The sequence below is a fragment of the Dyella sp. genome (assembly GCF_035503745.1).
Taxonomy (GTDB): Bacteria; Pseudomonadota; Gammaproteobacteria; order Xanthomonadales; family Rhodanobacteraceae; genus Dyella_B.
In genome coordinates this window covers 102,772-115,182 of sequence record NZ_DATJTC010000011.1, presented here as the reverse complement: position 1 = coordinate 115,182, position 12,411 = coordinate 102,772, and the positions used below count along the sequence as shown (strand labels likewise).

At 65.3% G+C, this 12,411-nt stretch carries 10 protein-coding genes and 1 pseudogene; 3 read left to right on the top strand and 8 right to left on the bottom strand.

Translation table 11 applies throughout. The features are described from left to right. Positions 1 to 113: 113 nt before the first annotated feature. Both VME63_RS04425 and VME63_RS04420 read right to left on the bottom strand, forming a co-directional pair. On the bottom strand, positions 114 to 746 hold the full coding sequence (locus VME63_RS04425; RefSeq protein ID WP_325430654.1) for a hypothetical protein: 633 nt from the start codon (positions 744 to 746) through the stop codon (positions 114 to 116). Next, on the bottom strand, positions 743 to 1,426 hold the full coding sequence (locus VME63_RS04420; protein WP_325430653.1) for a DUF4398 domain-containing protein: 684 nt from the start codon (positions 1,424 to 1,426) through the stop codon (positions 743 to 745). The genes VME63_RS04425 and VME63_RS04420 overlap by 4 nt, the downstream gene beginning before the upstream one ends. Before the next feature lie 84 nt (positions 1,427 to 1,510). On the opposite strand from VME63_RS04420, the gene VME63_RS04415 reads away from it, so the two are divergent. Continuing rightward, the gene (locus VME63_RS04415; protein WP_325430651.1) at positions 1,511 to 2,626 is read left to right on the top strand and encodes a PilT/PilU family type 4a pilus ATPase; all 1,116 of its coding nucleotides are present in this window, start codon (positions 1,511 to 1,513) and stop codon (positions 2,624 to 2,626) included. Positions 2,627 to 2,964: 338 nt separating this feature from the next. On the opposite strand, the gene maiA is transcribed toward VME63_RS04415, so the two are convergent. After that, complete coding sequence (gene maiA / locus VME63_RS04410) at positions 2,965 to 3,630, bottom strand: maleylacetoacetate isomerase (protein WP_325430649.1); 666 nt, start codon at positions 3,628 to 3,630, stop codon at positions 2,965 to 2,967. 133 nt (positions 3,631 to 3,763) lie between these two features. Here maiA and VME63_RS04405 point away from each other — a divergent pair, with 133 nt between their 5' ends. Together VME63_RS04405 and VME63_RS04400 are read left to right on the top strand one after the other, a co-directional pair. Beyond that, positions 3,764 to 4,942 carry a phosphoglycerate kinase gene (locus VME63_RS04405; RefSeq protein WP_325430647.1) on the top strand — a complete coding sequence of 393 codons (1,179 nt, stop codon included), beginning with the start codon at positions 3,764 to 3,766 and terminating at the stop codon, positions 4,940 to 4,942. Then, positions 4,942 to 5,589: an HAD hydrolase-like protein gene (locus tag VME63_RS04400; protein ID WP_325430645.1), complete on the top strand. Its 648-nt coding sequence runs from the start codon at positions 4,942 to 4,944 to the stop codon at positions 5,587 to 5,589. Before VME63_RS04405 ends, VME63_RS04400 begins: the two co-directional genes overlap by 1 nt. A gap of 141 nt (positions 5,590 to 5,730) precedes the next feature. Here the strand turns inward: VME63_RS04400 and VME63_RS04395 are convergent, their stop codons facing one another. The 5 genes and pseudogenes from VME63_RS04395 to lexA all read right to left on the bottom strand — a co-directional run bounded on the left by VME63_RS04395 (position 5,731) and on the right by lexA (position 12,238). Beyond that, positions 5,731 to 6,333, bottom strand: coding sequence for an alpha-ketoglutarate-dependent dioxygenase AlkB (locus VME63_RS04395; protein WP_325430643.1), 603 nt, complete (start codon positions 6,331 to 6,333; stop codon positions 5,731 to 5,733). 24 nt (positions 6,334 to 6,357) lie between these two features. Next, on the bottom strand, positions 6,358 to 9,435 hold the full coding sequence (locus VME63_RS04390; RefSeq protein ID WP_325430641.1) for an error-prone DNA polymerase: 3,078 nt from the start codon (positions 9,433 to 9,435) through the stop codon (positions 6,358 to 6,360). Continuing rightward, positions 9,432 to 10,832, bottom strand: coding sequence for a DNA polymerase Y family protein (locus tag VME63_RS04385; RefSeq protein WP_325430639.1), 1,401 nt, complete (start codon positions 10,830 to 10,832; stop codon positions 9,432 to 9,434). Before VME63_RS04385 ends, VME63_RS04390 begins: the two co-directional genes overlap by 4 nt. 177 nt (positions 10,833 to 11,009) lie before the next feature. Beyond that, a pseudogene (gene imuA, locus VME63_RS04380) lies at positions 11,010 to 11,621 on the bottom strand (translesion DNA synthesis-associated protein ImuA); the annotation flags it as partial. Beyond that, positions 11,621 to 12,238: a transcriptional repressor LexA gene (lexA, locus tag VME63_RS04375; RefSeq protein ID WP_325430637.1), complete on the bottom strand. Its 618-nt coding sequence runs from the start codon at positions 12,236 to 12,238 to the stop codon at positions 11,621 to 11,623. The gene lexA and the pseudogene imuA, both read right to left, overlap by 1 nt. Positions 12,239 to 12,411: the final 173 nt, after the last annotated feature.

The following is a 12,411-nucleotide window of genomic DNA, read 5'->3' as shown; positions in this document are numbered from 1 at the left end:
CACGGCAACTCGACCCTACTCCCGCTCCGAAGGGGGCGCAAGCGCCCCCCGGGAAGTCGCATCGGTGCTGGTTTTTTGATCAAAAACCCGTAAAACGGCGGGCAGCAGCCTGCTCAATTACCGCCGTTGGAGCCACCGGAAGGCTGCTGGCTGTCCTGGATCTGCGAGCGCAGCGCCTTAGCCGCCTTGGCGGCCAGTTCCGCCTGTCGCCGCGCGGCGGCGGCGACCCTGCCCTGCGCGGCGGCTACTTTGCGGGCCTGCTCGGCTTCGGCGCGGGCCTGGGCGGCCTGATCGGCAGCGACCTGGCCCTCGGCCTGCAGGCGCGCGGTTTCCTGCTGCGAAAGCTGGTACTGCATGCGCTGGATATCCAGCTGCTGCTGCGCGGCGGTGGCATCGATGCGGCTGCGATCGAGCTGCAGCTGCGCGTTTTCCTGGTCGAGCTGGTTGAGCTGGCGCTGGGCCAGTTGCAACTGCGCCTCGGCCTTCGCCTGATCGACGCGGCGTTCGGCGATGTAGAGCGCATGCGGCCGGTCGTGCCCGCTTGCCTGGGCGAGCTGGCTGACCGCATCGCGCGCCAGCGCCTGGTCGGCCTGGGCATAGGTGCCCAGCGTGGGATCGCTGGCCAGCTGGTTGAGGCTGTCGTTGAGGCGATCGACGTCGAGGTCGTCCTTGTGCGCCTGCACGGCAGTGCTGGCCAACAGGGCCAGCAGGGCCGCGGCGAGGATCGATATGCGATGTTTGTTCATGGCTGGCCTCCCTGGTTCGGGTTCTGCTGGCCGGTATCGGGCTGGGTCTGGAACCCGCCCTGCTGCCCCTGCGGCGGATTGCCAAGGACCGAGGACGAGGGCGCGGGCATGTCCTGCTGGACCGGTGCCTGGCTGGGCAGGGCGGAACTGGACGGCGCGGCCGGTGCCGATGCGCTGGAGGCCGGATTGTCGCCGTTGTCCCCACCCGCCTGCTGCTGCACGGCGGCCTGCTGGGCGGCCAGCTGGGCCTTCAGCTGCTGATAGTGCTGATCGTTTTCCGACTGCGCCTCGGCGTTCTGGGAGCGTAACTGACTGTTTGCGTCGGTTTTGGACTGAATTTGGGCACGCGCCTGGCCCAGTTGCGCCTTGGTCCGCGCCAGGGTGGCATCGGCACGCGATTCGTCGGCAAGATCCGCGGCGAGCGCATACTTGCGGTCGGCCATGGCGGCCTGGGCCTGCTGGAATTTATCCTGTGCAAAGCCGAAATCGACCGGATCGTAATCGGACGCGCCCGCGTCGCGGGCCGCCTGCAGCTGGGCCTGGGCCTGATTCATCGCGCCATCCGGGGGAGGCACGCTTGCGCAACCGGTTAACAGCAGCAGCACGGCCGCCACCCATACCGGGACCACCGTCTTGAAACGCCTGTCGCGTCCCTGTAACGGGGAAAATGTGTGCACCATCACTCATTCCTCTCCGAGGATCACGGCGTATTGTGAGCGGGCACAATCCTTGAATGCAATGCGTAAAATTTTGGGGTCTTCACGGTGGATATCGGTTACTTCCTCAAGTTGATGGTGGATAAGGGCGCGTCGGACATGTTCCTGACGACCGGCGCCCCGGTGAACATCAAGGTCGAGGGCAAGCTTTACCCGCTCGGCAATACCGGGCTGCCCAGCGGCATGGTGAAAAAGATCGCCTATTCGCTCATGGATGAAGGCCAGGTGCCGCAGTTCGAGCGCGATCTGGAGCTCAACATGGCGCTGGCGGTGAAGGAAGCCGGACGCTTCCGTATCAATGTATTCAAGCAGCGCGGCGAAGTGGGCATGGTGATCCGCGCCATCAAAAGCGAAATCCCCAGCGTCGAACAGCTGCAGTTGCCGCCCATTTTCCGCGACCTAATCATGGAGCCGCGCGGACTGATCCTGGTGGTCGGCGCCACGGGCTCGGGCAAGTCCACCACGCTGGCGGCGATGCTCGACCATCGCAATTCCAATTCCTCCGGCCACATCCTCACGATCGAGGATCCGATCGAATACCTGCATCGCCACAAGAAATCGATCGTCAACCAGCGCGAAGTGGGCCTGGATACGCATACTTATCACGAGGCCCTGCGCAACGCGATGCGCGAAGCGCCCGACGTGATCATGATCGGCGAAATCCGCGACACCGATACGATGGAAGCGGCGATCGCGTTCTCCGAAACGGGCCACTTGTGCCTGGCGACACTGCATTCCAACAACGCCGACCAGACGCTGGAACGCATCCTCAACTTCTTCCCCGAATCGGCGCACAAGAACGTGCTGATGAACCTGGCCCTCAACCTGCGCGCGGTGATCAGCCAACGCCTGGTACTGGGCAAGGACGGCCGCCGCCTGCCGGCGGTGGAAGTGCTGCTGAACACGCCCTTCATCCGCGACATGATCCGCCGCGGCCAGATCCACGAGGTGAAGGAAGCGATGGACCGCAGCCTGCAGGAAGGCATGCAGACCTTCGACCAGTCGCTGTACAAGCTGTACCGTGGCGGCCGTATCGAGCTGGAAGAAGCGCTGGCGAAGGCCGACTCGCGCGACGGTTTGGCCTTGAAGATCCGTCTGTCCGAGGGCGGCAACGCCGAGAGCACCGAGCTGGCCGGAAACGATCCGTACGGGCTGGGATTCTAAATGCGCAGCCAAAGGCTGCCCTGATCATCTTCTCCCCTCCGGGGAGAAGATGGCCCGAAGGGTCGGATGAGGGGCCAACCTCGCGCGGATCTCAGCTGCCCTGATGACCTTCTCCCCACCAGGAGAAGGTGGCCCGAAGGGTCGGATGAGGGGCCAACCTCGCGCGAATCTCAGCTGCCCTGATGACCTTCTCCCCACCGGGAGAAGGTGGCCCGAAGGGTCGGATGAGGGGCCGACCTTGCGAGGATGTCAAACGAACAACACTTCAATAAGAAGCGTTGTCGCAAAAGCCGGCCCTCACCCCAACCTTCTGCCCCGAAGCGGCGAGGAAGAAAACCTCAAGCCGCCTTCTGCGCATCCGGCTGCTGCTCCGGCGCCGCGGCGTGAAACGCCGCATGCGCCGCACACATCGCATCGATGCGCAGAAGGGTCGGATAATCACCCAGCGGCAGCTTCCAGCGCCGCGCGTTGTACACCTGCGGCACCAGGCATATGTCGGCCAAGCTGGGCGTATCGCCATGGCAGTAATGCCCGGTGTGGGGACTGCTGGCCAGCATCGCCTCCAACGCCTGGAAGCCGATCGCCATCCAGTGCCGCATCCAGTTTCCCTTCTGCTCGTCGCCCGCTTCGAATGGGTTGCCCAGCCACTGCAGTACACGCAGGTTGCCCAGCGGATGGATATCGCATCCGACGATTTGCGCCAGCTCCCGCACGCGTGCGCGCCCCGGCGCATCGGACGGCAGCAGCGGCGGCTGCGGATGGGTTTCGTCCAGGTATTCCACGATCGCCATCGACTGCGTCAGCACCCGCTCGCCATCCACCAGCGTCGGCACCAGCTGCTGCGGGTTGAGCGCCGCGTAGGCCGCCCCGTGCTGCTCGCCGCCGTCGCGGACCAGGTGCACTGCCTGCGTTCGGTAATGTAAACCCTTTAAATTCAGCGCAATGCGCACGCGGTAAGACGCGCTGGAGCGCCAGTAACTGTAGAGGACAAGATCGGCCGCCATCGGGCCACTCCATGGAAGGACGAAACAAAGAGTGTAACCCCGCCGTTTGCATCGACGTGGCGCCGGCGGGAAAATAAGCGGTTGCGGCCCATGGGCCTGTTCCACTTCCTTAAGTTATGCCAGGAGCTATCACGTGACCGTCACCCGCATGAGCGACCTCGACCTGCGCGGCAAGCGCGTGCTTATCCGCGAAGACTTGAACGTGCCGATCGAAAGCGGCCGCATCACGTCCACCCAACGCCTGGATGCTTCGCTGCCCACCATCAAGGCCGCCCGCGATGCCGGCGCCAGGGTCATGGTGATGTCGCACCTGGGCCGCCCGAAGGAAGGTCAGTTCGATGCCGAGTCCTCGCTTGAGCCCGTCGCCAGGTGGCTGGGCGAAAAACTCGGCGCGCCGGTGCGCCTGGTCGCCGATTACCTTGACGGCGTGGACGTGGCCGAAGGCGAAGTGGTGGTGCTGGAAAACTGCCGCATGAATGTCGGCGAAGGCAAGGACGACCAAGCGCTGTCCCAGAAATATGCCGCGCTGTGCGACGTGTTTGTGATGGATGCCTTCGGCACCGCCCATCGCGCGCAGGCCTCCACCCATGGCGTGATCAAGTTCGCGCCGGTGGCCGCGGCCGGCCCCTTGCTGTGCGATGAACTGGACGCGCTGGGCAAGGCGCTGGAACATCCGGCGCATCCGCTGCTCGCCATCGTGGCGGGTTCGAAGGTATCGACCAAGCTCACGCTGCTGGAAAACCTGATCGGCAAGGTCGACCAGCTGATCGTGGGCGGCGGCATCGCCAACACCTTTATCGCCGCGGCCGGCCACGTTGTGGGCAATTCGCTGTACGAACCCGATCTTATTCCCGCCGCCAAGAAGGTGCTGGCCGATGCCAGGCGCCGCGGCGCGCAGGTGCCGATGCCGGTGGACGTGGTGGTGGCGCCGGAGTTTTCCGCACACGCACCGGCTACCGTCAAGCCGGTGGATCAGGTGAAAGAAGGCGAGATGATCCTGGACATCGGCCCGGAAACCGCCCGGCAATATGCCGAGTTGATCGCCAAGGCCGGCACGGTGGTGTGGAACGGCCCGGTGGGCGTGTTCGAATTCGATGCCTTCGCCAAGGGCACGGAAGTGCTGGCCCGCGCGGTGGCCGATTCGAAGGCCTTCTCCATTGCCGGCGGCGGCGACACGCTGGCTGCGGTGGACAAGTACGGCATCGCCGACAAGGTTTCCTACATCTCCACCGGCGGCGGCGCGTTCCTGGAATTCCTCGAAGGCAAGGAACTGCCGGCGGTGGCAGCGCTCAAGGCACGCGCCGCCCATTGATGCTGTGCCTGTTCGACCTCGACGGCACGCTGATCGATTCGCAGGCCGGCATCAGCGCGTGCATCCGCCACGCACTGACAAAGCTCGGCGTGCCCTCGCCTGCCGATCTGCGCGCGTGGATCGGCCCGCCGCTGCGGCACAACTTTGCGCCGCTTTTGGGCGGCGATGCCGAACGCGTGGAGGCGGCGGTGGCGTATTACCACGAGCGCTTCACCACGCTCGGTTGGCGCGAACACAGCATCTATCCCGGCGTCGAGGACATGATGGTCGCGCTGCACGCGGCCGGCCACCGCCTTGCCGTGGTCACCAGCAAACCGCGGCAGCATGCGCAGCCCATCGTCCAGGCGCTGCCGTTCGGGCATCACTTTGAGAAACTGTACGGGCCGCATCCGTCGAGCCCGCATAGCGAGAAGGCCTCGATGATCGCCGCTGCGTTGGCCGATTTCGGCGCCGCGCCGCAGGAGACGGTGATGATCGGCGACCGGCGTTTCGACATGGAAGGTGCGCTGGCCAATGCCGTGGCGGGGATCGGCGTGTTGTGGGGGTTTGGTAGTCGCGAAGAATTGGAAGCAGCGGGCGCGCAAGTCGTTATCGAACATCCTGCGCATTTGCCTGCGTATTTGGACGCATTTCTGCCACCGGCCTGAACCTCCATTCGGTCCACGTGCCCATACGCTCATCGTTCCGGCACACATCCCCGATCCGGTGACCGGAGCGCGCGGCCGTGTCAAAACGCAGGCAGCCTCAGACCACTGGATGGTACCCGCGCCGGAATGGCGCGCAAGAAATCAGGACGTACCCCAGGCTTCCCGGGCGCGCGCCGGCCTGACCCGGAACGCCACGCTGATCCGCGCCCCCACCGGCTGGCGCAGCTTGGGAATGCCATGGTCGTAATGCAGCTGCGCATTCCACCCCATCAGCAGCAAGCTCCCCGCTTCCAGCTCCAGTTCGGTCTTCAAATGCGGCGGCAGCTTGCGGCGTATCACCATGGTTCGCGTCGCGCCCAGCGACAAAAGCACGATCGGCTGGTGCGGCGCCAGCTCATGCAGTTTGTCGTTATGCGGCGCCACGCCGTCGTGCTCGTCGCGATACAAATTCAACCCGATGCTATTGAAGGGCGCCGGCACCACCTGTTCGACCACGGCAAGCATTTCGCGCAGCACGCCAGGCAGTGCGGGATCGTCGATGGCGTAATGCCCGTGCAGGCGCGGTACGCCCACCATGCGTTCGTACATCATGCGCGTACTGGCATGCCAGTCGACGGCATCGCGCAGCGCGGCAAACCAGCTATCTGCCAACGGCGGCGCTACCACGCCGGGCTGGTAGGTGATCGGCCCGGTCGAAGCGTCCGCGATCGTCCGTACCGTTTCATCGAAAAGCAGCGTCTGCATTGCAAGCTCCACGCCCATAGCGCTTCAATGAAAATCCCGCGACCGCGCATCCAGGTCGCCCAACATGTCGCTGACGTCGCGCAGGCGCTGCGCGATCAGATGGCTCACGCCATCGACCGCCTCCCACCGTCCCTCGACGGCCAACAGGCGCGCTTCCAGGTATGGCCTGCGCTGACGCTGTGCCACATGGTTCCACACCACCACATTGACGTAGCCAAACTCGTCCTCAATGGTCATGAAGGTAACGCCGCTTGCCGTTTGCGGCCGTTGCCGCTGCGTGACCAGGCCCACGGTGCGCACCTGCGTTTCGTGCGGTTGCTGGTGCAGGCTGCGCGAATCGATGAAATGCGCGGCGCGCAGGCGGCCACGCAGCAGTTTCAGCGGATGCGGGCCGAGCGTGAGGCCGCTATGTGCGTAGTCGGCATGGAGGTTTTCCTCGGGTGTGGGCAGCGGCAGCACGATCTCGTGTTCGCGCGGGCTTTCGCGGCCGAACAGGGGCCGCTGCGTTTCCACGCCACGGGTCAGCCACAACGCACGATGGCGATGCCCCGCCAGTCCGCGCAGCACGCCCGCGTCGGCCAGCAGATCCTGATGACGCGCATCCAGCCCCGCGCGCGTGCACAGATCGACCACGTCGCGGAAGGGCTTAAATTCCCGCGCCTTTGAAATGCGCAACGCAACCGCCTCGCTGCAGCCGCGCAACTGGCGCAAGCCCAGACGAAGCGCCAAGCCGCCGTCGCTGTGCGCGTCAGGCTCCAGCGTGCAGTCCCAATCGCTATGGCGCACGTCCATCGGCCGCACGCGCACGCCATGCCGCTGCGCATCCTGTACCAGCTGGCTGGCACTGTAGAAGCCCATGGGCTGCGCGTTGAGCAAAGCGCACAGGAAGGCCGCCGGTTGATGGCACTTCAGCCAACTGCTGATGTAGGCCAGATTGGCGAAGCTGGCGGCGTGGCTTTCCGGAAAACCATAACTGCCGAAACCTTTGATCTGCTCGAAAATCTGCGCGGCGAACGCTTCGCTATAACCGTTTTTCAGCATGCCCTTGGTCATGCGCTCGCGATGTACCTCCATGTCGCCATGGCGTTTCCACGCCGCCATGGAGCGCCGCAATTGATCGGCCTGCCCGGCCGTGTAATCGGCGGCTACCATCGCCAGCTTCATCACCTGTTCCTGGAACAGCGGCACGCCCAAGGTGCGCTCGAGCACCGGTCGCAAGGCTTCCGATGGGTATTGGATCGGTTCTTCGCCGCGACGGCGGCGCAGATACGGATGCACCATGCCGCCCTGGATCGGACCGGGCCGTACGATGGCGACCTGGATCACCAGGTCGTAGTAATGCGCCGGCCTGAGGCGCGGCAGCATCGACATCTGCGCACGGCTTTCGATCTGGAACACGCCGATGGTGTCGGCGCGCTGGATCATGGCATAAGTGCGTGGGTCGCCATGCTCGATCGTCGCCATGGTCGGCGCCGTGCCGCGATGCTTGCGCACCAGATCGAAGCATTTGCGGATGCAGGTCAGCATCCCCAGGGCAAGGCAATCGACCTTGAGCAGGCCCATGGTGTCCAGGTCGTCCTTGTCCCACTGGATGATGGTGCGATCGGGCATGGCCGCGTTTTCCACCGGGACCAGTTCGTGCAACGGCGCATCGGCGATGACGAAGCCACCCACGTGCTGGCTGAGATGACGCGGCATGCCGATCAGTTGCGCACTCAGCGCCAGCACCTTGCGCAGCACCGGCGCGCCGGGATCGAAACCCTGCTCGCGCAGGCGACCGTCCAGCGATGCTTCGCCATCCCACCACGCCAGGATGCCGCTGAGCTTGTCGATCTGGTCGGCCGGCAGGTCCAGCGCCTTGGCCACGTCGCGCACCGCGCTTTTGCCGCGATAGCTGATCACGGTTGCCGCGATGGCGGCGCGCTCGCGGCCGTATTTGTTGTAGATGTATTGAATGACTTCCTCGCGCCGCTCGTGCTCGAAATCGATATCGATATCGGGCGGCTCGTTGCGCTCCTCGGAAATGAAGCGCTCCACCAGCAGTTGCACTTTTTCCGGATCGGCATCCATCACGCCCAACGCGTAGCACACGACGGAATTGGCCGCCGAACCGCGGCCTTGGCAAAGAATCCCCTGGCTGCGCGCGAAACGCACGATGTCCTGCACCGTCAAAAAATAAGCTTCGTAGCCTTTCTTTTCGATCAGCCGCAGCTCGTGCTCGATGGTTTTTTCGATGTGCCCGGGAACGCCCGCGGGCCAGCGCCACGCCATGCCTTGGGCCACCAGTTGGCGTAGCCACTGGATGGACTGGTATCCGTCCGGCACCAGCTCGGCGGGATAGGCGTAGCGCAGTTCACCCATGCTGAAAGTGCAACGCCTGGCGATATGCACGCTCTCGTCCAGCAACGGCCTGGGATAGATTTTTTCCAGCGCGCAACGTCGACGCAGATGGCGCTCGCCGTTGCGAAACAGCACCGCGCCGGCTTCGGCGACGGTCAGGCGATGACGGATCGCGGTCATCGTGTGCTGTAGCGGCAGACGCCGGCGGACATGCATGTGCACGTCGCCGGTGGCGACGCGCGGCAGGTCCAGCGCGTCGCCCAGTGTCTGCAGTTCGGACAGGCGCGAGGCGTCGTCGCTATCGCGATGCAGTTCCACCGCCAGCCACGCACGGTCGCCGAAAATGCGCTTGACCCAGGTGCCATGTTCACGAGCCGGTTCACGCCCGGGTATCCACAACGCCAGCGTGCCGGGCGCGCCGTCGCCAAGATCGGCTTTGCACAGGCGGTAGCTGCCTTTGGCCGACGCGCGGCGGCCCTGGGTAATCAGGCGGCACAGCGAGATATAGCCCTGCCTGGTCTCCACCAGCAGTACCAGCGTGGGGCCATCTTCCAGCCGGATCTCGCTGCCCACGATCAAGGGCATCTTGGTGTCGCGCGAGGCTTCGAACGCGCGCACGATGCCGGCCAGCGAGCATTCGTCGGTGATCGCCAGTGCGCTGTAGCCGCAATCGGTGGCGCGCTCGAACAATTCGCGCGCGCTGGAGGCGCCGCGTTGAAAGGAGAAATCGGACAGGCAGTGCAACTCGGCGTAGTCGCTCATGCGAACCATCCGTGCAGCATCCAGCCGGTTTGTTCGTCCGGCGGGCAGAATGCCCAGGCGCGCTGGCCCAACTCGGTTTCCACGATGTAGTAATCGCGGCGCGTATCGCCGCCATCCCACCACCCGGTTTCCATGCGTTCGGGGCCGGCGATGATGCGCAGCGCGCCGCGTAGCGGAATCGGGCGGTCCAGCAGCCAGGTGGGGCGCGGACGTGGATCGAGCGGCCCCTCGCTGTCGGCCGAGATGCGTTGCGAATGTTCCGGACGCGGATCGATCGTGGTGCCCCACTGGTACAGCGCGCCATCGCCCAATCGCGCGCGCAGGCGCTCGCGCAGTTGCTCCAACGGCAAGGCCGTGGCCGGGCGCTCGTCGAACAGGTCGCGGCCGGCCGGCACGAAACCGGGTAGATCGTCGGCGATCAGGCGCAAGGCCAGCACAGGTGCGGGCAGTTGCACCTGTTCGAGGCGCCCGCGTGCGGCATCGAACAACACCTCGGCGCTGCGTTCGGGTGCGAGCATGCCCACCGTTACGTCGGTGGCCGGTGCGTCGCGATGTTCCAGTCGCAACACGAAGCGCTGCACGCCGCCGTCGCGGCCGGAAAGATAAGCCGCCAGATCGCCGGTCATGCGCTTCAAGGGGAAGACCAGCGCGGCGATGTTTTCCACTTCGTGCGAAAGCTCGACGGTCCAGTCCACCGCATCGGGCGGCAGGTAGAGATCCAGACCCGCGGGGGCATCGCCGGTCAGGCGATCCATCGCCCGCAGCAGCTCGGCGCCGAAGCGGCGTTGCAGGCCATCGCGCGGCATGCGCAGCAATGGACCAAGGCAGCGTATGCCCATGCGTGGCAGCGCATCGACCGCCGCTGGCGGCAGGCGGCTCTTGTGCAACGGTACGCTTTCCAGCAGGCGCAGCATGCCTTCATGGCTCAACGCCGTCTGCCCGTCGCGTACGCCCGCCAGTACGTAGGCGCCATGCGGAGTCGGCGCAGCGGCGAGGCGATGGCGAAAATCCAGTTGCCCGACATCCTCGCGCAGGCGCCGCTCCATCATCTGCCACGAGCCGAACAGGCTCTGGCTCTTGCTGACTTCCAGCACGATCGCATGCGGCAGCAACGCCACCTGCGAGCTGTAGCGATACGCCACGCCGGCCAGAAACTGCTGCCAGCGCTGCGCGTCCGAAGCGTCGTACGCCATCGCCTCGAAGCGCGCCAGCAAGGCCTGCGCCGCAGTCAGCCGCTGGCCGATGCGCAAGCCCGCTGCACGCGCGGACGCATTGACGGCAACGACGGTACGCGCATTGAGCGGCCCGTCCACCAACACCAACGGGCTGTTATCGGCACGGCGACGCAGGACGCCATCGAGCGCCAACTGCGGCAGCAACAGGCAGGCCCACAACATAGGCCGGCCTCACGCGCTGGGCTTCTTGCGTGCGTGAGGATGGTGAAGGCCGGAATCAGGCAAGCAAGACCCACGCTGATGAGCCATGGTGCTTACCGCCGGATTCCGGCCTCCCTCACTCGGCAAAATCGGGCACGTCCCTGTGCCCTCTCCACGGGAGCTGGAAAAACGCTGGATGTGATCGAAGGAAACGGGCTGCGAGGGCGCGTTGCCGCCACGGCATTTGCGCACCCAGATGGCGTTGCGCGGCGAGGTGGCAAGCTCCAGCCGCAATGATGCGGGCGAAGCGTTCGCCAAATGCTTGCGGTCGCGGAACACGAACGCCAGCGCGCGTCCGGTATCCGCCGCCACCTGCAGGCGGCGCAAGCTGCGATCGTCCGCCTGGCGCGGCCACGCCAGCACGGCGGCACAGCTGCCCGAACGCAGGCATTGTTCGGCCGCCCACAGCACTTGTTGTGCTTGCGCATCGACGATGTCCAGCCGCTGCAGGTTGACGCCGTGCTGGCGCCAGCCCATGGCGCAGGGCAGATACGGCGGCGCGACCAGCACCACCGGACGCGTACCCTGCGTCAGGCGCGCCAGCGTCGGCAGTACCAGCCGCAATTCGCCGATGCCATCGGCCGGCAGCAGGATTTCCGACAGTGCGCCCGCCGGCCAGCCGCGAGTGGGCAGCACCGCGTCCAGTTGCGGCCAGCCGGTCGGCTGCTCGCCCTCCACGATCGGCAGCGCCTCGCCGCGCCATACCTGTCGCGCGTCGAGCAGATGGGACAGCGGCACCACCGCGCTCATCAGGCACCCCTCACCAGACCTGCGAACAAGCCTTCGATGGCGAAGTCTTCGGTGGGATCCGGATCGATCGGCTGGTAACCGGCGCTGTTGGGCAGCAGGCGGATCACATCGTCTTTCCAGTACAGGCGCTTGATGGTGAAGCGGTCATCCACACGCGCGGCCACTATCTGGCCATGCCGTGCGACCGGCGTGGCGTGCACGGCAACCAGGTCGCCATCGAGGATGCCTTCGTCGCGCATCGAATCACCGATGACGCGCACAAGGTAATCCGGACGCAATTGAAACAGGTCACGCGACACATGCAGGCTGCGCTCCACGCGCGACTCGGAAAAGATCGGCTCGCCGGCGGCGATGCGGCCGATCAGCGGCAGCTCCATGGTGTCGGCGGCCAGCGGATCGCTCTCCTGGATCAGCCGGATGCCGCGCGCGCGATTGGCTTCGATCGCCAGCCGCCCTTTGGCCTCCAGCGAGCGCACGTGCTTGAGCACCGCGCTGACGTTGGGCAGGCCCATGGCATTGCCGATTTCCTCCAGCGTGGGCGCCTCGCCGGTTTGCTGCAGGCGGGCCCGGATGAAGGCGAGGATGTTGGACTGGCGACTGGTGAGGTGCAGGGTCATGGCCCTATCTTTTCACCTTTTTTGGTGAAAATGAAGAGGGCGCTGCGATTAAATGTATATCAATGGCTTACCGCGAATGAAACGGCCCGGACGGGGCTAGGGATGCTCCGTCAGGCGGTATATCGATACCCCCTGGCCGGCATTTCGGACGGATACGGTGGCCTCGACAGCCG